Source organism: Mesorhizobium norvegicum (assembly GCF_004919685.1).
GTDB lineage: Bacteria > Pseudomonadota > Alphaproteobacteria > Rhizobiales > Rhizobiaceae > Mesorhizobium > Mesorhizobium norvegicum.
Genome location: NZ_SMYZ01000002.1, coordinates 25442 through 43424, shown reverse-complemented (window position 1 = coordinate 43424; position 17983 = coordinate 25442). Strand labels below are relative to the sequence as shown.

Here is a 17983-nt window from a genome sequence, read left to right as displayed (position 1 = left end):
CTGCTCCTGTCTCTGGTTGAACCTAGGGAACGCGTTACTGAATATACTGAGCCGACTAATTGATAGATTGGCCCACCGAAGACGGGCCTGATTCCGGGGCCGAGAGGGTCAAGGCATAGATGGGCGCGTCGGTGAGGCGATCGAGGCCAAGCAAACGCTTGATCGCCAAATGACTGAGCGCCGCCGTCGGGCATGCCGAGAGGCCATGATTGGTCGCCGCCAGCATGATGTTCTGGCCGATGTGGCCGGCCTCGATCAGCACGACACGATAGGCGTTGGCGTCCTCGTATTTCCACATCGTGCGATCGAGCTTCGCGCAAAGCAGGACCAGGCACGGCATGGCGTCCGCCCATTCCTGCCCGCCGACCAGTTCGGAGATCTTGGGCAAATGGTTTGCGGAAATCCTGCCAAGGTCGTGATCTGCGGCGCAATAGTGATAGACCCCGGGCTCGAGGCCATCGACGCCGAGCGCGACCACATAGGCCTCATAGGGATTTCTCGCGCCGCCGGAAGGGGTCATGCCAAGTGGCAGGGCGCCAACGCAGTTGGCAGTCTCGCCGGTGATGCCGAGCCCTGCGAACAGGCAATCGGAAAGCTGTTTGGCCGTGATGGTGGGCCGAGCCGCCGTGCGGTTGGTGCGGCGCCGCGCCATCAGGGCGAGAAGGTCATTGTCTTCCAGTGCGTTCGGCAGCTGGATGGCGCCGGCAGAATTATTCAGCACCAGGTCCGGCTGCGGCGTGTGGCCGGCGCGTTCGATCTGCCGTTCTTCCGCTTGCTCGATGGTCATGTATGCGCTGTCCTGGACGCAGAAATGCATCAGCGCGGTCGGAAGGCCCCAGCTCCATTGTCCGGAAAACTGTTCCTCCTGCTCGGCTAGCGGCGATCCGGCGGTGACCAGGGCGGAAAAATCGAGCAACTGGGGAACGACAGCCTTCAGCTCGGACTTTGACCACCCATGGGCGCGGGCGATATCGGCCGTCGACGCCCATTTGTCCCACGATGCGAGAAGACCGACCATCTCAGGGCTGCATTCAAACACGCTTCTGGTCAGGAAGTTGCAGGCCGTGACCTTGTTCGGTCCGGGGTAGAAAACAAGCGTCTTTGAAGAGCGCATTTTCATGGTGCTGGATGCCATCTGCGAAGTCGAGGCGCCGACAAGCGGACCGCTTGCCGGCGCAGAACGACTTCAGCGCTTGTTGTAGTGCATGCCTTGCGAAAAGAAGACGGTCTGCGTGCCGGCGGCAATCGTCAGCTTCGGAGCGGTGTTCACTTTCTTGGCCATTTTCATCCCTTTCCTGACCCCCATTGGGATCCGTTGAAAGACCCCCCAAAACGGGATCCACGGCAAGAAAGGTAAGGTCGAAAGAGTTAATGGTTTGTTAAAATTGTAGTAAATCTGCGCGCCGAAGACGGACGGATGAATTATCTTTCCTGGCGCTAAAGTGTAAAATATCGATTTTATTCAGATACAGAGTAGACAATCGTTAGCGTACGCTTTTTCGGTATACGCTTATTCTTATTTAGCGTAAGCCACGCCGATCGAAGGGATTATCCCAGCCCGTCCCGGGTGAGGCTGACCACCAGTTGATCGACGCTCGGATCGTCGAGCCTGATGACATGCGCCATGCTGATGGCGTCCCTTGGGCGGATGTTGGCCATGTCGCGCCGCATGATGACGGACACGAATGCTGGCCCGGCCTCCGTCAGAAGCATGGCCTTGCCCGTCAGCACCGGTTCGGAGATGGGCGCCCATTGCACGGAGATCAGCGACGGCTCGCCGGTCTGGCGGCGATTGATGCCGCTGAAATAAATCCAGTTCAGGCGCGAGATCGCCACCCCATAGTGGTTGCCGCGCGCCCGCGCCCATGTCGATCCCCGGCGTTCCGACCATCCGGTGACCCTTCTGAAGGTGACCAGCTCGGCTTCGCGCCGCACGAAGGTTACCGATCGCATCAAGAGGTCGGGCCGGGCCGGAATCGAAAAATAGGTGAAATAGGTGCCTCCCGCGATCGATGGGCTGGGCGGGCGGATCATCTGGTTGAACAAGCTCTCGGAAATCGGCGGCAGGCCGCGGCCCCTGGGTTCGGGGACACCGGGATCCTGGTACAGTTCTGCCTCGTCGATCCGGAAGTAGTCGCAGATCAGCTTGGCGGTGGCCTTGTTGGGAACCGTCTGTCCTTGCAGGTAGCGTTCGAACTGCGTGCGGTTGATGCCCAGCTCACGGCATACCGCGCTTACGGAGGCATGGTCCTTGCAGAGCCGTCTAAGGTTTGCAGCGAGGTTCTCGCGAATTGACACGTCTTTGCTTCCGCAGGCGGCTTCTTCATTTCGATTCGAAAATCCATATAGCGCCTTCGGTCGCCCCCGCCGAAACGCCCTCGTACAACGCACAGGAAAAACTGATTTGGTAACGTCAATCTAATGAGGCAGCTTCCGAAAAGAACGCAAACAATCCGTGAGCAGCTTCCGCCATAAGTCCAATTGACAACAGTTTTGTCAGATATCGCGAGATGGACGCGCAGTAGTGCGGCCTTCGAAGGCGCCTTGGCACAACAAATACCGCCCGCAGGCGACCCAGGACGAGCGCCGTGCAGTGCATTTGGCAAGGAGAGCGGAGAATTGATTATTCCGCTGGTGGAGCTGAGGAGGATCGAACTCCTGACCTCGTCATTGCGAACGACGCGCTCTCCCAGCTGAGCTACAGCCCCGTCCAGCGGATGGGCGCATTTATCGGGCGCCGCGGTTTCCTGTCAAGGCGGCGTTTCGGCGAAATCCGCTGCCGCTGCGTGTTGGGCCAGCGTGGAGGGAAGGCGGCCCTTGCCGGTTCCGCGCGCAATGGCTACATGTCGGCAACAATTGGAGACCGGCATGCTCGCCCTCATTCAAACAATCGTCATGGCGCTTGACCTCTACTGGTGGATCATCATCGCCTCGGCGATCTTCTCCTGGCTGTACGCCTTCAACGTCGTCAATTCGAAAAACCAGTTTGTCGGCAGTATCGGCAACATGCTCTACCGGCTGACCGAGCCGGCGTTGCGGCCGATCCGCCGTTTCATGCCGGACCTCGGCGGCATCGACATCTCGCCGATCATCCTGCTGCTGATCCTGTTCTTCCTGCGGCAGTTCATACTCACCACGGTAGCGCCTCTGATCCTGTGAGCACGCCGTTTCGCCTGCGCGAAAACGGTGTCGACCTGTTTGTCCGGCTGACGCCAAAGGCCGCGCTGGACCGGCTCGAAGGCGTTGAAACGGCGGCAGATGGCCGAAGCCACCTGAAGGCGCGCGTTCGTGCCGTGCCGGAAAACGGGGCTGCCAACAAAGCGCTCGAAAAGCTGATCGCTGGGGCGCTGGGCGTGCCGGCATCCGTCGTCTCGGTTGTCGCCGGCGGCACCGCGCGGCTGAAGACGCTGCGCATTCTCGGCGATCCGGCAACGCTGGCGAAAAGCATCGAGGGGCTCGGCCACCAGTCCAAAATTTAGCATTGCAGCAGTGCAGAACCTTGAGATGTCGGCGGGACAGCGCCCCCCTNNGGGGGGAGATCGGCAGCTTCGGCTTAGCGTTCAATCCCCCAGCGGCAAACGGGGATCGTCGACTTTCAACGTGTTCACGCTCTGCTTGATGCGGCGCAGATTTTCGAGGACCCGTGGTCCGCGCGTCTCGGCGACCGAGGTGACGATCATGTCGACGATCGACAGTAGCGCATAGCGCGACGATGTCGGCTTGTAGATGTTGCCGTCCTCAAGCGACTGGAAATGGATGACCGTGTCGGCGACCTTGGCGAGTGCCGAATCCGGCGGGGTGATGGCGATTGTCGTGGCGCCATATTGCTGGGCGACCTGGACCGCATCGATGACCGATCGCGCATAGCCGGAGACAGAGAAGGCGATCAGCGTGGTCTCCGGCGTGGCAACGGCGGCGTACATGCGCTGCAGCTGTCCGTCGATCTGCGCCAGCACCGACACGCCCAGCCTGAACAGCCGGTTCTGCATTTCGGTCGCCATCATCGACGAGATACCGCCGGAACCGATGCACAGCACATTGCCTGAGACGGCGATGCGTGCGGCGACGGCGACCAGCGTCGTCATGTCGAGGTTTTCGCTGGCGCGCTGGATGGCCGATATCGCCGCTTCGGTGATGGCGGAAGCGATGCGCTGTTCGCGGGCATCGCGGCTCAACGGCTCCGGCGACAGGTACTGGCCGCCGATGGCGATGGCCTGCGCCAGATAGAATTTGAAGTCGCGCAGGCCTTCGCAACCGAGGTTGCGGCAGAACCGCGTCACCGTCGGTTCGCTGACACCGACGCGCGCGGCTATTTCCGAAATTGCCGCTTTGGAGACAAAGTCGAGGTCGGCCAGGACGAAGCCGGCCAGCTTGCGATCCGACTTCGTTCCGTCCTGCAGCATCAGCTGCAGGCGCGTGATGATGTCGGCCGGCGTCTTCATGCGGATATTTTCATAGAGGCAGGCCCGTCGCCTTGTCGAACAGATGGATGTTGCCGGGATCGACGCTCACCGGCAGCAGGTCGCCTGGCCTGACCGGCACCCTGTCACGGAACACGGCGCGCACCGTATCAGCGCCGATGGCGCCATAGACATGGGTTTCGGAGCCGGTCGGCTCGACGACATCCACCTTGATCGCCATCGCGTCGACAGCCTCGCCGATGACAAAGTGCTCGGGCCGGATGCCGGCCTCCACCGCGCTGCCCGCCGGCACGTGTTTGCCGGCAAGTGCAAGCCGTCCGCCACCGCCCGACTCGAACCAGGTTTTCTCAGCTGTCGTCTTGAGAGAACCCGACACAAAGCTCATCGACGGCGAGCCGAGGAAGGAGGCGACGAACTTGTTGGCCGGCCGGTCATAGAGCTCCAGCGGCGCGCCGACCTGCTGGATCCTGCCGCGGTCCATCACGACGATTCGGTCGGCCATGGTCATGGCTTCGATCTGGTCGTGGGTGACATAGACGATTGTCGATTTCAGCCTCTGGTGCAGCGCCTTGATCTCGACGCGCATCTGCACGCGCAGTTGCGCGTCGAGGTTGGACAGTGGCTCGTCGAACAGGAACACCGACGGTTCGCGCACGATGGCGCGGCCCATGGCGACGCGCTGGCGCTGGCCGCCCGACAGCTGGCGGGGGTAGCGGTCGAGATAGGAGAAGAGATTGAGGACGCCGGAGGCTTTCTTGACCTTCTCATCGACCACTGTACGCGCCTCGCCGCGTATCTTCGGGCCAAAGCCGATATTGTCCGCCGCCTTCAGATGCGGAAACAGCGCATAGGACTGGAACACCATGGCAATGTTGCGCTGCTGCGGCGGCAGCGCGTTGGCGCGCACGCCGCCGATCAGCAGGTCGCCGGAGGTGATCGTCTCCAGCCCGGCCAGCATGCGCAGCAAGGTCGACTTGCCGCAGCCGGATGGGCCGACCAGCACGACGAACTCGCCGCTCTTGATATCGAGGCTGATGTTCTCGAGGATCTTGTGCTGGCCGAAGGATTTCGACAGGTCGCGAAACTCGACGTCGGTCATGCTCACGCTCCCAGAATGTCGTCGATGAATGGCAGGCAACCGGCGGTCAGTCCCGCGTCCACGGGCATCACCACGCCTGTTATTCCAGATGCGCGATCGGACGCAAGGAAGGCGACGGCTTCCGCCACTTCCGAAGCGTTGACGATGCGGCCGAGCGGATAGAGCCGCTGCAGCTTGCCGAGGATTTCGGGATCCTTGGCAAGGCGGTGGTCCCAGGCGGCGGTGCGGATCGATCCGGGGCAGACGACATTGGCGCGCAGGCCGCTGCGGCCAAGCTCGACGGCGATCGCCTTGGCATAGGCGTTGATGCCGGCCTTGGCCGCGGCATAGGCAGGATTGCCGAAATGCGCGATGGCGTTGACCGACGAGATGAAGACGACGCTGCCGGAGCCTCGGCCGGCCATCGCCTTGACCAGCGGATCGGCGAAGTTCATCACGCCGGTCAGGTTGAGGTCGAGTTCCTGCTCTATTCTGTCGGGATTGAGCGCCGAAATCGTCTCGGCGCGCGTCCAGCCGGCATTGTTGATGAGAATGTCGGGCACGCCATCCCGGTCGATGATCGCGGCGATCGCCGCCGCTATCGACGCTTTGTCCAGAAGATCGAAGACGTGGCGGGAGGCAAGGTGCGGGCTGTTCAACGCCTCGCTTGACTGGTCGCAGCCAATGACCCTGGCGCCCCTTTGCGCCATCAGCGCCACGATGGCCGTGCCAAGGCCGCCGCCCGCACCTGTCACCACGACAGTCTTGCCCTCGAACTCGGCCCTGCCTTCGAATTCGGCCCTGCCTTCGAATTCGGCTTGCGAAACCACCGTGCGTCATCCTCCGGGCGTTCTGACAGATCGTGCAACGCCTAGGCTATAAAATGTAATTAAGCAACAGAATAATCTGCTTGCAAGCCTTCAAATCATCGATAATGTAGGAAAGTCACATAAATCTTCTGCTCCGGCAACGAAGAGGCGCGCAGGCGCAAAATCAAAATGGGAGAGATCAAATGAGCCTTGGAAAATGGACTGTCGGCCTGATGGCCGGAATGAGCATGCTGGCAATTGCGGCGCAGGCGGATGCGGGCGAGGTGCGCGTCACCGTCGCCGAGTACAGCGCCAAGACTGCTCCCTATTTCGCCGACGTCAAGAAGGAATTCGAGGCAGCGAACCCGGGCATCACCGTCAAGTTCGAAGTGGTGCCGTGGGATGTGCTGCTGCAGAAGCTGACCACCGACATCACCGCCGGCACCAATGCCGATCTGTCGATCATCGGCACGCGCTGGCTGATCGACTTTGTCCAGCAGGATGTCGCCGAGCCGCTCGACAGCTACATCAAGCCCGACTTCAAGGACCGCTTCATCGACACCTTCCTGTCGCCCTCGATCATGGACGGCAAGACCTACGGCCTGCCGATCGCGGCCTCGGCGCGCGCCATGTACTACAACAAGGAGCTGTTCGAGAAGGCCGGCATCGCCAATCCGCCGGCCAACTGGACCGAGCTTCAGGAAGACGCGCGCAAGATCAAGGCGCTGGGGTCCGGCACCTTCGGTTTCGGCCTGCAGGGCAAGGAGATCGAGACCGACGTCTACTACTACTATGCGATGTGGTCGCAGGGCACCGAGATCCTCAACAAGGACGGCACCTCCGGCCTGAGCACGCCAGGCGCGCTTGAAGCCGCCAAGCTCTACAAGTCGATGATCGACGAAGGCCTCACCGAGCCGGGCGTCACCTCCAACAACCGCGAGGATGTGCAGAACCTGTTCAAGCAGGGCAAGGTCGGCATGATGATCACGGCACCGTTCCTGTCCAACCAGATCAAGGACGAGGCGCCGAAGCTGAAATACGGCGTGGCGGCCATTCCCGCCGGACCGACCGGCGCGCGCGGCACCTATGGCGTCACCGATTCCATCATCATGTTCAAGAACTCCAAGAACAAGGACGAGGCCTGGAAGCTGCTCGACTTCCTGTTCACCACGGAACAGCGCGCCAAGTTCACGCAGGGCGAAGGCTTCCTGCCGGTGAACAAGGAAGAGGCCAAGATGGATTACTACGTCAACAATGCCGATCTGGCGGCGTTCACCGCACTGCTGCCCGATGCCCGCTTCGCACCGGTCATCCCCGGCTGGGAGGAGGTCGCCCAGATCACGTCGGATGCCATGCAGAAGATCTATCTCGGCGGCGACCCCGAGGCAGGCTTGAAAGACGCAGCCGCCAAGGCCAACGCAGTGCTGAAGAAATAGGGCGTATCTCCCTGCGCCCGTGGCGCGTCCCAGACTCAGGCGGGGCGCGCCACACTTTCCTCGGTCTTCGGCAGAAAGACAGAATCGTCGATGGCAGCGCCGCCCCAGTCAATTGCGGAAGAGGGCCCTTCCTCTCCCCCGTCGATCGGGGGAGAGGTGTCGAGCGAAGCTCGACGGAGTGGGGGTCGACCCTTGGGGGCAAGGCGAGGCGATGCTTGCGCCTAGTGCCCTTCCTATGTCCGTTCGCGGCGGTTACCAGGTGGTTCCCCCACTCCGTCTCGGCTTCGCCGAGCCACCTCTCCCCCCTCCGGAGGGAGAGGAAGGAGCCTGGCCTCGGAGGACGGGCAGGCAGGTGAGGGGGGCGCCGACGGTTGCAAGGAATCCTGAAGCGGTGCCTTGAGAAGAACGAGGCGGGATTAAGTCAATCTGTTAAGCCAGCGCAATCCAATCTCCACCCGCAACACGGTATGAAGTCAGCCGATGCAAAACCGTTTCTTGCCCTATCTCCTGACCTTGCCCAGCCTGTTCCTGGCGGCGGTCGTTATCTTCTGGCCGGTCTGGGACCTGATCCAGATCTCGACGCATGATGTCAGCCGCTTCGGCCAGCTTCGCGACTTCAACGACTTCGCCAATTTCGCAGCACTCACTGCCGATCCCGATTTCATGGCCGCGCTCTGGCGCACCGGCCAGTGGACGGTGATGGTCGTCGGCGGGGCGCTTCTCTTGTCGATCCCGGTGGCGATGATCCTCAACACCGATTTCTATGGCCGGGGTATTGCCCGCGTCATCATCATGCTGCCCTGGGCGGTGTCGCTGACCATGACCGCGGTGGTCTGGCGCTGGGCGCTGAGCGGCGAAAGCGGCATGCTGAATTCGGCGCTGATCGGCCTTGGCCTCATCGACCACAACATCCAGTGGCTGGCGAGCGCCGAGACCGCCTTTCCCATGCAGGTGCTGATCGGCATCCTGGTGACGGTGCCGTTCACGACGACGATTTTCCTCGGCGGCCTGTCGTCGATACCGGACGACCTCTACGAGGCGGCGGCGCTCGAAGGGGCGACGCCGCTGCAGCAGTTCCGCGAAATCACCTTTCCGCTCTTAAAACCGTTCATCAACATCGCCATCGTGCTCAACACCATTTACGTCTTCAATTCCTTCCCGATCATCTGGGTGATGACGCAAGGCGGGCCGGCCAACTCGACCGATATCCTGGTGACCCATCTCTACAAGCTGGCCTTCCGCATCGGCAAACTCGGCGAAGCATCGGCGGTGTCGCTGGTGATGTTCGCCATATTGCTGGTCTTCACCATGATCTATGTGCGGCTGGCGATGCGGGAGCAACGCACATGACGAGCAAGCTCAAGCGTTCGATCATTGCCTGGTTGCTGCTGGCGCCGCTGATCGTGGTGACGCTCTTTCCGTTTGCGGTGATGTTCCTGACCGCAGTCAAGCCAAGACAGGAAGTGCTGTCGCCGACCTGGTGGCCGAGCGAATTCCGCTGGTCGAATTTTTCCGACATGTGGGTGGCAACCGGCTTCGGCCAGGCGCTGCTCAATTCGCTCTACGTGTCCGTGATCGCCACCGTCGGCGCCATCCTGATCTCGGTTCCGGCGGCCTATGCGATGTCGCGCTTCCGCTTTGCCGGCTACGGCGCCTTGCGCCAGTTCCTGCTGATCTCGCAGATGATCTCGCCGATCGTGCTGGTGCTCGGCCTGTTCCGGCTGATGGCGGCCTGGGGCCTGGTCGAGAGCACGACGGCGCTCGGCTTCATCTACATGGCCTTCAACGTCGCCTTCACCGTGTGGATGCTGCAGAGCTATTTCGACACCATTCCGCGCGATCTCGAGGAGGCGGCCTGGATGGAGGGTGCTGGCCGCTGGCTGACCTTGCGCAAGGTGTTCCTGCCGCTCTGCCTGCCAGCGATCGCGGTCACCGCGATCTTCACCTTCATCAATGCCTGGAACGAATTCGTCGTCGCGCTCACCATGCTGCGCAGCCAGGAAAGCTACACGCTGCCGATCCAGGTGTTTTCGCTGGTCGCCGGCCGCTACACCATCGAATGGCATCATGTCATGGCCGCGACGCTGCTGGCGACCGCGCCGGTGGCCATCCTGTTCATCTGGCTGCAGCGCTACCTCGTCAGAGGCCTGGCGCTCGGGGCGGTCAAATAGCTGGCCCGAGTCAAAGATGAGCTGTCGAATGCCACACAGACACGTGTCCAGCCTGTCGCTTGTGCCGCAGTCGCCAGGCCTAATGATTTCGTCTAAACGCCCGACCCAAATGGTCTGGATCTGATCAGAGCGAAGCGGAATTTCCAAGATGCGCATTTTCACCGCCTCGCTGGCGACGGAAACCAACACCTTCTCGCCGGTGCCGACCGACCGGGCCTCGTTCGAGATGGCCTTCTATGCCGGCCCCGGCAAGCATCCGGAAACGCCGACGCTGTGCTCGTCGCCGATGGTTGCGCTTCGCCGGCGGGCAGTGGCCGAAGGCCTTGATGTCATCGAGGGCACCGCCACCTGGGCCGAGCCCGGCGGCCTGGTGCAGCGCCAGACCTATGAGGCGCTGCGCGACGAGATCCTCGGCCAGCTCAGGGCAGCGCTGCCTGTCGATGCGGTCATCCTCGGCCTGCATGGCGCGATGGTGGCGCAAGGCTATGACGATTGCGAAGGAGACCTGCTCGAACGGGTTCGCGCAATGGTCGGGCCGAAGGTGGTGATCGCGGTCGAGCTCGATCCACATAGCCATCTGACGCCGAATCGCGTGGCAGCCTCTGACATCCTCGCCTACTTCCTCGAATTTCCGCACACCGATTTCTACGAGCGTGGCGAACATGTCGTCGAGCTTGGCCTCGCGGCGGCGCGCGGCGAGATCAAACCGGTCATCTCGACCTTCGATTGCCGCATGATCCAAGTGCTGCCGACCAGCCGCGAGCCGATGCGCTCCTTCGTCGACCGCATCAAGGCGCTGCACGGCAAGGACGGCGTGCTGTCGGTCTCCGTCATCCACGGCTTCATGGCGGCCGACGTGGCCGAAATGGGCACGCGCATCCTGGTCGTCACCGACAATGACAAGGCCAAGGGCGACGCGCTGGCGGAACGGCTGGGGCGAGAGCTTTATGCGTTGCGCGAAAAGACGGCGATGACGATGCTGAGCGCAACCGACGGCATCGATCGGGCGCTGGCCGTGCGCGCCAGGAATCCGGGCAAGCCGGTGGTCATTGCCGACATCTGGGACAATCCCGGCGGCGGCGTTCCCGGCGACGGCACCTTCGTGCTGCGCCAGATGCTGGGGCGTGGCCTGGACAAGTTCGCCGTGGCGACGATCTGGGATCCGATCGCGGTCACCTTCTGCCTGGCGGCGGGTGAGGGCGCCATCATCGACCTGCGTTTCGGCGGCAAGGCCGGGCCGCAGGCCGGCGAGCCGATCGACGCGCGCGTGCGCGTGCTGAAGGCGATTCCGGAGGGATGGCAAAGTTTCGGGCCAAGCCGGGTGACACTCGGGCCGACGGCGCTGGTCCGCCTCGAAGGCACCGAGGTCGACATCATCCTCAACACCAATCGCACGCAGACCTTCGAGCCGGATATCTTCTCCAACATCGGCGTCGATCCGCTGGCCAAGGATATGCTGCTGATCAAGTCGACCAATCATTTCTACGCCGGCTTCGAGCCGATCGCCGCCGAGATCATCTATGTCTCGGCGCCGAGTTCGTATCCCAGCAATCCGGCGGTGACCAATTATACCAAGCTGACGCGGCCGGTCTGGCCAAGGGTGGCCGATCCTTGGAAGGATGCTGGTAATCTCCCCCCTTGAGGGGGAGATGTCGCCGAAGGCGACAGAGGGGGTCGCCTCGCGTGGAGCGCCAACTTCCTTCTGTCGCAGGAGGCCCAGTCCGGTCGGACCGACCCCCTCTGGCCGCTTCGCGGCCATCTCCCCCTCGAGGGGGGAGATTATCCGGTGCTACACCAGCCCGCGCTTCACCATCATCGCTTCCGGCGACGGCATTTTGCCCCGAAAAGCCGTGTAGAGTTCTTCCGGGTCCTTCGAGCCGCCGGCGGCGTAGATGTTCTTGCGCAGCCGCTCGGCGAGCGCCGGGTTGAAGGGGTCGCCGGTTTCCTCGAAGGCGGCGAAGGCATCGGCGTCGAGCACTTCCGACCACATGTAGGAATAGTAGCCGGCCGAATAGCCGTCGCCGGAAAAGACATGGCCGAAATGCGGGGTGCGGTGGCGCATGGCGATGGTGTTCGGCATGTCAAGCTTCGCAAGCGTTTCGGCTTCGAAACGAAGCGGCGCTTCCGGTGCATCCGGCCGGGCGTGATAGGCCATGTCGATCAGCGCCGAGGCGGTGAATTCGACCGTGGCGAAGCCGGCGCCGAACGTGCGCGCGGCCAGCATCTTGTCGAGCAGCGCCTTGGGCATCGGCTTGCCGGTCTTCACATGCAGAGCGTGCTTTTCCAGCACCGCCGGCACGGTCAGCCAATGCTCGTAGAGCTGCGAGGGCAGTTCGACGAAATCGCGGCTGACCGAGGTGCCCGCGACCGACGGCCAGGTGACGTCGGTCAGCATGCCGTGCAGCGCATGGCCGAACTCGTGGAACAGCGTCTTCGCCTCGTCGACCGACAGCAGAGCCGGCTCGCCCACCGGCGGCTTGGCGAAGTTCATGATGTTGTAGATCACCGGTTTCGAGCCGTGGCCGAGCCTATAGCCGGATTGCAGCGCGCTCATCCAGGCGCCGGAGCGCTTCGAGGGCCGGGCGAAATAGTCGGCGAGGAACAGGCCGCGCTCGCTGCCGTCGGCATTTTTCACCACGAAGACGCGGGCGTCGGGGTGCCAGGCCGCGATGCCTTTTTTCTCCTCGAAGGTGATGCCGAACAGCCGTGTCGCTACGTCGAAGCAGGCGTCGATGATCCGGTCGAGCTGCAGATAGGGTTTCAGTTCGGCTTCGTCGAAGGCGAATTTTTCCGCGCGCAGTTTCTCCTGGTAGAAGCGCCAGTCCCAGGCGGCGAATTTTTCGTTGCTGCCGGCTGCGGTGGCCAGCCGTTGCAGGTCGGTCTGGTCGGCTGCGGCCTTCTCCAGTGCCTTCTCCCAAACTGGATCAAGCAGCGCGTGCACCGCCTTCGGGGTCTTGGCCATGGTGTCGTCGAGCTTCAGCGCGGCGAAGGAGGCGTAGCCGAGCAGCTTCGCCTTTTCGGCGCGCAGGCGCAGCATGTCGCGCACAACGGATGTGTTGTCGGTGGCGCCGCCATTTTGGCCGCGCATGGTGAAGGCGCGGAAGGCGATCTCGCGCAGGTCGCGGCGTTCGGAGAAGGTCGAGAACGGCTCATAGATCGAGCGCGACAAGGTCACGGCATAGCGGCCCTTCTGGCCGCGTATCTCGGCGGCTTCGGCCATCGAGCTTTTCAGGAAATCCGGCAGACCGGCAAGGTCGGCCTCGTCGAGGAACAGCGCCCAGTCGCTCTCGTCGGCCAGCACATTCTGGCCGAAGCTGGTGCCGAGCGAGGACAATTCCTCGCTGATCTTGGCCAGCCGCTTCTTGCCGTCGGCGTCGAGTTTGGCGCCGGATCGGACAAAGCCCTTCCAGGTCTTTTCCAGCACCCGCAGCGTCTCGGCGTCGAGCTTCAGGCTCTCACGGCGCTGGTAGAGATCGTCGATGCGGGCAAACAACCTCTCATTCATCGAAATCGCCGAGAAATGCCTGGACATTTTCGGCGAGATGTCGCGCTCCAGCGCCTGGATCGTGTCATTGGTGTAGGCGCCGGCGCGGCACCAGAAGATCGACGAGACACGGTCGAGCGCTTCGCCGCCGAGTTCCAGCGCGCCAAGCGTGTTCTCGATCGTCGGTGTGTCCTTGTTGCCGGCGATCGCCTCGATCTCGGCCTCATGCGCCTTCAGCGCCGTGTCGAAGACCGGGGAGAAGTCGCCGTCGCCAATGCTGGCAAAATCGGGCAGGCCGAGCGGCCCTTGCCACGCGGTCAGCGGATGGGCGGCGAGGTCGACGGCTTTTGTGGAAGGCATGGACAGTCTTTCGCTGGAGAAGGCAGGGTGGGTCGCTACCGATGTAGGGCGCGGCCGGCGGACCCGCAATATCGCAGTTGGCCGATATCCGCCTCAGAAGCCGTCGCAGTTCTCGGCGATTGCCGCTTGCGAACTGGCGGTGATGCGGTTGTCGGTCACCGCGAAGGTTTCCTGCATCAGCACGTCGTTGTTGGGGAAATCGTAACAGGCGACCACCGTGGTGATGCCGCCTTCGCTCTTCTCGATCCGGTGCCGGATTGCCGCACCGGCAACCGCCCCCTTCCATTCGTCGATCGAAGCGATGAATTCCTGCCTGCTTTGCACAATGCCGAGGTCGTCCAGCTTGATGCGGACATCATCGGCGAGCAGGTCGGACAGTTCGGTGCGGTCTGCGACCAGCAGCGCCGAATACCAGCGGCTGATGATGGCGCGATCATCGGCGCGGGCGGCAATAATCGCTACCAGCAGCGCGGCCGCCGTAAAAACGATCGACCGGATGTTCACCACCTTGCGCGCCGCTGTGTTCATCCCAGCTCCGGCCGTTCGAAATCGCCGGTTTCCTTGTTCATCACCCAGAGTTCGCCGCTCGAAATGTCGAACCAGGCGCCGTGCAGCGACAGCCGCCCCTTGCCTTCGAGGATCGAGACGCAGGGAAAGGTCCGCAGATTGGCGATGGAATAGCGGATCGAGATGCGCTCCAGCGCGGTCTGGCGCTCCGATGCGGTCATGAAGGTGCTGGAGGACACGGTCTCGGCGGCCGGTGCGATCAGGCTCATCCACTTGCCGATGAAGTCGCCGGGCGACAGCGGTGCGGAATTGGTGTCGAGCGCGGCGCGGATGCCGCCGCAGCGGCCATGGCCCATGACGACGATGTTCTTGACCTTGAGGCTCTGCACGGCGAATTCGAGCGCGGCGGAGGTCGAGTGGAATTCGCCGTCCGGTGCGTAGGGCGGCACCAGATTGCCGACATTGCGCAGCACGAAGAGTTCGCCGGGCCCGGCGTCGAAGATCGCTTCGGGCGCGGCGCGGGAGTCGCAACAGGCGACGATCATCGTTTCCGGCGCCTGGCCTTCGCGGGCAAGCTCGCGATAGCGTCCGCTCTCGGTGAGATAGCGGCCGTTCATGAAATTGCGATAGCCGGCGAGAAGGTGGTCGGGGAGGTGGGACATGGGCGGCGTCTGGAGCCTTTCCGGGTTGGAGGCGGCAGCTCGTTGCGGTCAAAAGAGGCTCTAACGGTAAAAGCCCGTTGCGAGCAATGCAGAATTATGGGGGCTGGCTATAAATGCCATGCATCAGGCGCAGTCTTGGCCAACCCTGTTACGCCCAGATGGCAACGGGAATGCCAAGACTGTCGCGGCCCGGCGGGTCGGGAAATGGCCGTGCATCACCGTCGGCGATGCGACCGGCGATCAGCATCATCGCGGCTGCGTCAAGGAAATCATCGGCGGCGGTGCCGCGGGGCGGCGGCTGGTCGAGAAAGCCCATGTCGTAGCCATGCCGGCAGAGCAGCGCCTTGCGTTCCGCCATGCCGGCCGGGTTGATGCTGCCCTTGATCTTCTTCGGCAATTGCATGGCCTGGTCGCCGTTCAGCCGGCAGAAAGCGACTTCCGGATGCGATTCGAACACACGGCCGCGCAAATCGGGCCGCGCGATCAGCAGCGCGTCGATCTCGCGGATCTTGGCAAAAATGCCGAACGCCTGGATCGAAACGCCGCGCGGCGGGTCGGATGTGGTCTTGGCCACCTCGCTTGCCCTGATATGCGCGGCATACCAGGCTTCGATGGTGGTGAAACCGTTGGTATCGGCATAGAGCGCGGCGCGGGACGGGATCGAGAAGACGCTGGATTGGCGTGCCCCGAGCAACGGCCGCACCAGTGCTTCGGGGCCGCGGCCGCCTTTGCTCGAAAACTCGGGCAGGCCGATCGGTATGTCGACGGCGATGACTGCGTCGTCGGGGAGCGATGCAAGCAGGGCGGTGAAGCTGGCAAAGACCGCGACGGAGGGTGTCGAACCGGGTTCGCGCCGCACGGCAATCCAGCCGGCTTTGCAGCCGTCAACGCCGACAAGCACGATCTCGGCCGATGTCACGCCCGGCGGTCCCGCCCCGGATGCGTTAGGTGGCGCAGCTGGACCATTGCCATCGGGTGCGACAGGCTCGGGGCATCGGTTTCGAGCTGCAATTCGTCACCGCCGCGCTTGGCGGTGCGCGCCAGGATCTCGTAGACCGCCGCCGTCGTCGACTGCAGCGCCTTGATCGGCGGCTGGCGTGACAGGATGCGTGCCAGGTAGACGGCCGCCGTCAGATCACCCAAACCATTCGGCGGCTTGTCGATCAGGCGATGCTCGGCAAGCAGCGCCTGGCTGCCGTCGAGCAGCAGGTTGCCGGTGCCGCCGGTCATCATGGACGGCGCCGAGGTGACCAGCATGGTGGATGGTCCGGCATGCAGCGCCGCCGCGATCACCGATTTCAGGTCGGGCAACGGCGCGCCGGCCATCCATTCCAGCTCGTAGCGGTTGGGGGTGGCGATGTCGGCGATCGGCATCAGCCGGTCGCGCATGGCGATAGCGGTCGGCTCGGGCACATAGAGGCCGCCCGAATCGCCCATCACCGGATCACAGATATAGACCGCGTCAGGCGTCCTTGCCTTCACCGCGGCGACCAGCGAGGCGACGGCCTCGGCCTGGCCGGCCTCGCCGAGATAGCCGGACAGCACGGCGCCGACCTCACCCAGCCATGGCGCGCGCTCGAGATCGGCCATCAACGCCTTGAACTGGTCGAGCGGCGGCACGATGCGCGTCGCGCGCCCATGGCCGGGATGCCAGGGCAGGATCACCGTCGGCACCGCCCAGACCGGAAAGCCCAGCGTCTCGAGTGCGAAGACGGCGGCACGGTTGCCGACCGAGCCGCGTGCGACATGGCTGGAAATGACGATGACCGCACGCGGCGCGTCGGTTTGTTCGGCGCTCATTGTTGTTTGATTCCTAACTGCCCCGGATGACGTAAAGCACGAGCCAGACCATCAGGCCCAGCGCCAGCAGCAGGCCGAGTGTCCGGCCAATGCGGGTGCCCCACACCTCGATCGGATCGGCACGATCGGCATCGGCCGCGGTGACGTGATCGTGCAGGCCTTTCGTGGCCCGCGCCACAAACGAGTTGCCGGCCGGATCCGTCTCGCGCGCAACGCGCTCGAGGATACGGCGCGATTCCTTGTCGCTGTCCTGGCGTTCCGCCATGATGATGTCCCGTTTCGATCGAACCTTATCGCGTTCGCACAGCCAATCACAGGGCCTTACAACGGCATCCAGCGTGCCAGCCAAACGGCTTCCGGTCGGGCGGTTTTCTTGCGCGCTGATTGTGGTAATGCTTCGCATGCAACTTCTACCGAGGGACCCCATCATGTTTGCCCAGCGCCTTGCCTCACCGTCCATGTTCCGCACGCTGCCCGCCTTCCTGATGATGGCGATCGTGCTGCCGCTGCTGGCCGGCTGCGGCTACAACACCATTCCGACAGCGGAGGAAAACGCCAAGGCGGCATGGAGCGAGGTGCTGAACCAGTATCAGCGCCGCGCCGACCTCATTCCCAACCTGGTCGAGACGGTCAAGGGCTATGCCTCGCATGAAAAGGACACGCTCGACGCCGTGGTCGAGGCCCGCGCCAAGGCCACCCAGATCACGGTGACGCCGGAAACGCTGAAGGATCCCGAAGCCCTCAAGAAGTTCCAGGATGCCCAGGCAGGGTTGACCAGCGCGCTGTCGCGGCTGATCGCGGTGTCGGAAGCCTATCCCGACCTCAAGGCCAACCAGAACTTCCTGGCGCTGCAAGCACAGCTCGAAGGTACCGAGAACCGCATCGCGGTGGCGCGGCGCGACTACATCCAGGCGGTCAGGGACTACAATCTGACGCTGAAGACGTTCCCGTCGGTGCTGTGGGCGACCTTCTGGTTCCGCAGCAGCGAGCCCTTCGCCAATTTCACCGTCGATGAAGACAAGATGCAGCCGCCGAAGGTTGATTTCGGCACGAAGCAGGGCGGGTGAAGGACGCATGGTGAGCTTGGTCATTGTCGACCTTGTGTTCCTTCACACCCCCCTCTGTCCTGCCGGACATCTCCCCCGCAAGGGGGGAGATCGGCAGCTTTGGCGGATTGGCCAATTTTCGACATCACAGAAAAAGAGCCGTCAGTGATGACAGCCAATCTCCCCCCTTGCGGGGGAGATGTCCGGTA

Annotated in this window: 18 protein-coding genes and 1 tRNA gene; 7 read left to right on the top strand and 12 right to left on the bottom strand. The window is 63.0% G+C overall.

Annotated features, from left to right (window positions below; all coding sequences use genetic code 11):
- Positions 1–55: 55 nt before the first annotated feature.
- The 3 genes from FCU66_RS01070 to FCU66_RS01055 all read right to left on the bottom strand — a co-directional run bounded on the left by FCU66_RS01070 (position 56) and on the right by FCU66_RS01055 (position 2708).
- Positions 56–1018, bottom strand: a complete 963-nt coding sequence (locus FCU66_RS01070) for a SagB/ThcOx family dehydrogenase (RefSeq protein WP_246093714.1) — start codon at positions 1016–1018, stop codon at positions 56–58.
- Between the two features lie 530 nt (positions 1019–1548).
- Positions 1549–2298, bottom strand: coding sequence for a helix-turn-helix domain-containing protein (locus FCU66_RS01060; protein ID WP_136619844.1), 750 nt, complete (start codon positions 2296–2298; stop codon positions 1549–1551).
- Positions 2299–2632: 334 nt separating this feature from the next.
- A tRNA-Ala gene (locus FCU66_RS01055) sits at positions 2633–2708 on the bottom strand.
- A 160-nt stretch (positions 2709–2868) separates the two neighbouring features.
- On the opposite strand from FCU66_RS01055, the gene FCU66_RS01050 reads away from it, so the two are divergent.
- Positions 2869–3159, top strand: coding sequence for a YggT family protein (locus FCU66_RS01050; RefSeq protein WP_127261694.1), 291 nt, complete (start codon positions 2869–2871; stop codon positions 3157–3159).
- On the top strand, positions 3156–3479 hold the full coding sequence (locus FCU66_RS01045) for a DUF167 family protein (protein ID WP_136619845.1): 324 nt from the start codon (positions 3156–3158) through the stop codon (positions 3477–3479). The genes FCU66_RS01050 and FCU66_RS01045 overlap by 4 nt, the downstream gene beginning before the upstream one ends.
- A gap of 81 nt (positions 3480–3560) precedes the next feature.
- Here the strand turns inward: FCU66_RS01045 and FCU66_RS01040 are convergent, their stop codons facing one another.
- Genes FCU66_RS01040 through FCU66_RS01030 form a run of 3 tightly spaced genes read right to left on the bottom strand, consistent with a single transcriptional unit; the run spans position 3561 to position 6329 of the window.
- Complete coding sequence (locus FCU66_RS01040; protein WP_136619846.1) at positions 3561–4442, bottom strand: MurR/RpiR family transcriptional regulator; 882 nt, start codon at positions 4440–4442, stop codon at positions 3561–3563.
- 10 nt (positions 4443–4452) lie between these two features.
- Complete coding sequence (locus FCU66_RS01035) at positions 4453–5520, bottom strand: ABC transporter ATP-binding protein (protein ID WP_136619847.1); 1068 nt, start codon at positions 5518–5520, stop codon at positions 4453–4455.
- Between the two features lie 2 nt (positions 5521–5522).
- On the bottom strand, positions 5523–6329 hold the full coding sequence (locus FCU66_RS01030) for an SDR family oxidoreductase (RefSeq protein WP_136619848.1): 807 nt from the start codon (positions 6327–6329) through the stop codon (positions 5523–5525).
- A gap of 182 nt (positions 6330–6511) precedes the next feature.
- On the opposite strand from FCU66_RS01030, the gene FCU66_RS01025 reads away from it, so the two are divergent.
- The 4 genes from FCU66_RS01025 to FCU66_RS01005 all read left to right on the top strand — a co-directional run bounded on the left by FCU66_RS01025 (position 6512) and on the right by FCU66_RS01005 (position 11557).
- On the top strand, positions 6512–7744 hold the full coding sequence (locus FCU66_RS01025) for an ABC transporter substrate-binding protein (protein ID WP_136619849.1): 1233 nt from the start codon (positions 6512–6514) through the stop codon (positions 7742–7744).
- Between the two features lie 480 nt (positions 7745–8224).
- Positions 8225–9094, top strand: a complete 870-nt coding sequence (locus FCU66_RS01015; protein WP_136619850.1) for a carbohydrate ABC transporter permease — start codon at positions 8225–8227, stop codon at positions 9092–9094.
- Positions 9091–9915 carry a carbohydrate ABC transporter permease gene (locus FCU66_RS01010; protein WP_127414161.1) on the top strand — a complete coding sequence of 275 codons (825 nt, stop codon included), beginning with the start codon at positions 9091–9093 and terminating at the stop codon, positions 9913–9915. Before FCU66_RS01015 ends, FCU66_RS01010 begins: the two co-directional genes overlap by 4 nt.
- Before the next feature lie 148 nt (positions 9916–10063).
- On the top strand, positions 10064–11557 hold the full coding sequence (locus tag FCU66_RS01005; RefSeq protein ID WP_136619851.1) for a M81 family metallopeptidase: 1494 nt from the start codon (positions 10064–10066) through the stop codon (positions 11555–11557).
- Between the two features lie 147 nt (positions 11558–11704).
- On the opposite strand, the gene FCU66_RS01000 is transcribed toward FCU66_RS01005, so the two are convergent.
- From FCU66_RS01000 to FCU66_RS00975, 6 genes are all read right to left on the bottom strand, one after another.
- Entirely contained in the window at positions 11705–13759 is a 2055-nt protein-coding gene (locus FCU66_RS01000; RefSeq protein WP_136619852.1) for a M3 family metallopeptidase, read from the bottom strand.
- 93 nt (positions 13760–13852) lie between these two features.
- Positions 13853–14287 (bottom strand): nuclear transport factor 2 family protein, encoded by a 435-nt coding sequence (locus FCU66_RS00995; RefSeq protein ID WP_136619853.1) that lies wholly within the window; start codon positions 14285–14287, stop codon positions 13853–13855.
- Positions 14284–14928, bottom strand: coding sequence for a carbonic anhydrase (locus tag FCU66_RS00990; RefSeq protein ID WP_136619854.1), 645 nt, complete (start codon positions 14926–14928; stop codon positions 14284–14286). Before FCU66_RS00990 ends, FCU66_RS00995 begins: the two co-directional genes overlap by 4 nt.
- Before the next feature lie 148 nt (positions 14929–15076).
- On the bottom strand, positions 15077–15847 hold the full coding sequence (locus FCU66_RS00985) for a DUF429 domain-containing protein (protein WP_136619855.1): 771 nt from the start codon (positions 15845–15847) through the stop codon (positions 15077–15079).
- On the bottom strand, positions 15844–16728 hold the full coding sequence (gene pdxY, locus FCU66_RS00980; protein WP_136619856.1) for a pyridoxal kinase PdxY: 885 nt from the start codon (positions 16726–16728) through the stop codon (positions 15844–15846). The genes FCU66_RS00985 and pdxY overlap by 4 nt, the downstream gene beginning before the upstream one ends.
- A gap of 13 nt (positions 16729–16741) precedes the next feature.
- Positions 16742–16993, bottom strand: coding sequence for a hypothetical protein (locus FCU66_RS00975; RefSeq protein ID WP_109665384.1), 252 nt, complete (start codon positions 16991–16993; stop codon positions 16742–16744).
- A gap of 163 nt (positions 16994–17156) precedes the next feature.
- Between FCU66_RS00975 and FCU66_RS00970 the strand changes: the two genes are divergently transcribed.
- Entirely contained in the window at positions 17157–17795 is a 639-nt protein-coding gene (locus FCU66_RS00970) for a LemA family protein (protein ID WP_136619857.1), read from the top strand.
- Positions 17796–17983: the final 188 nt, after the last annotated feature.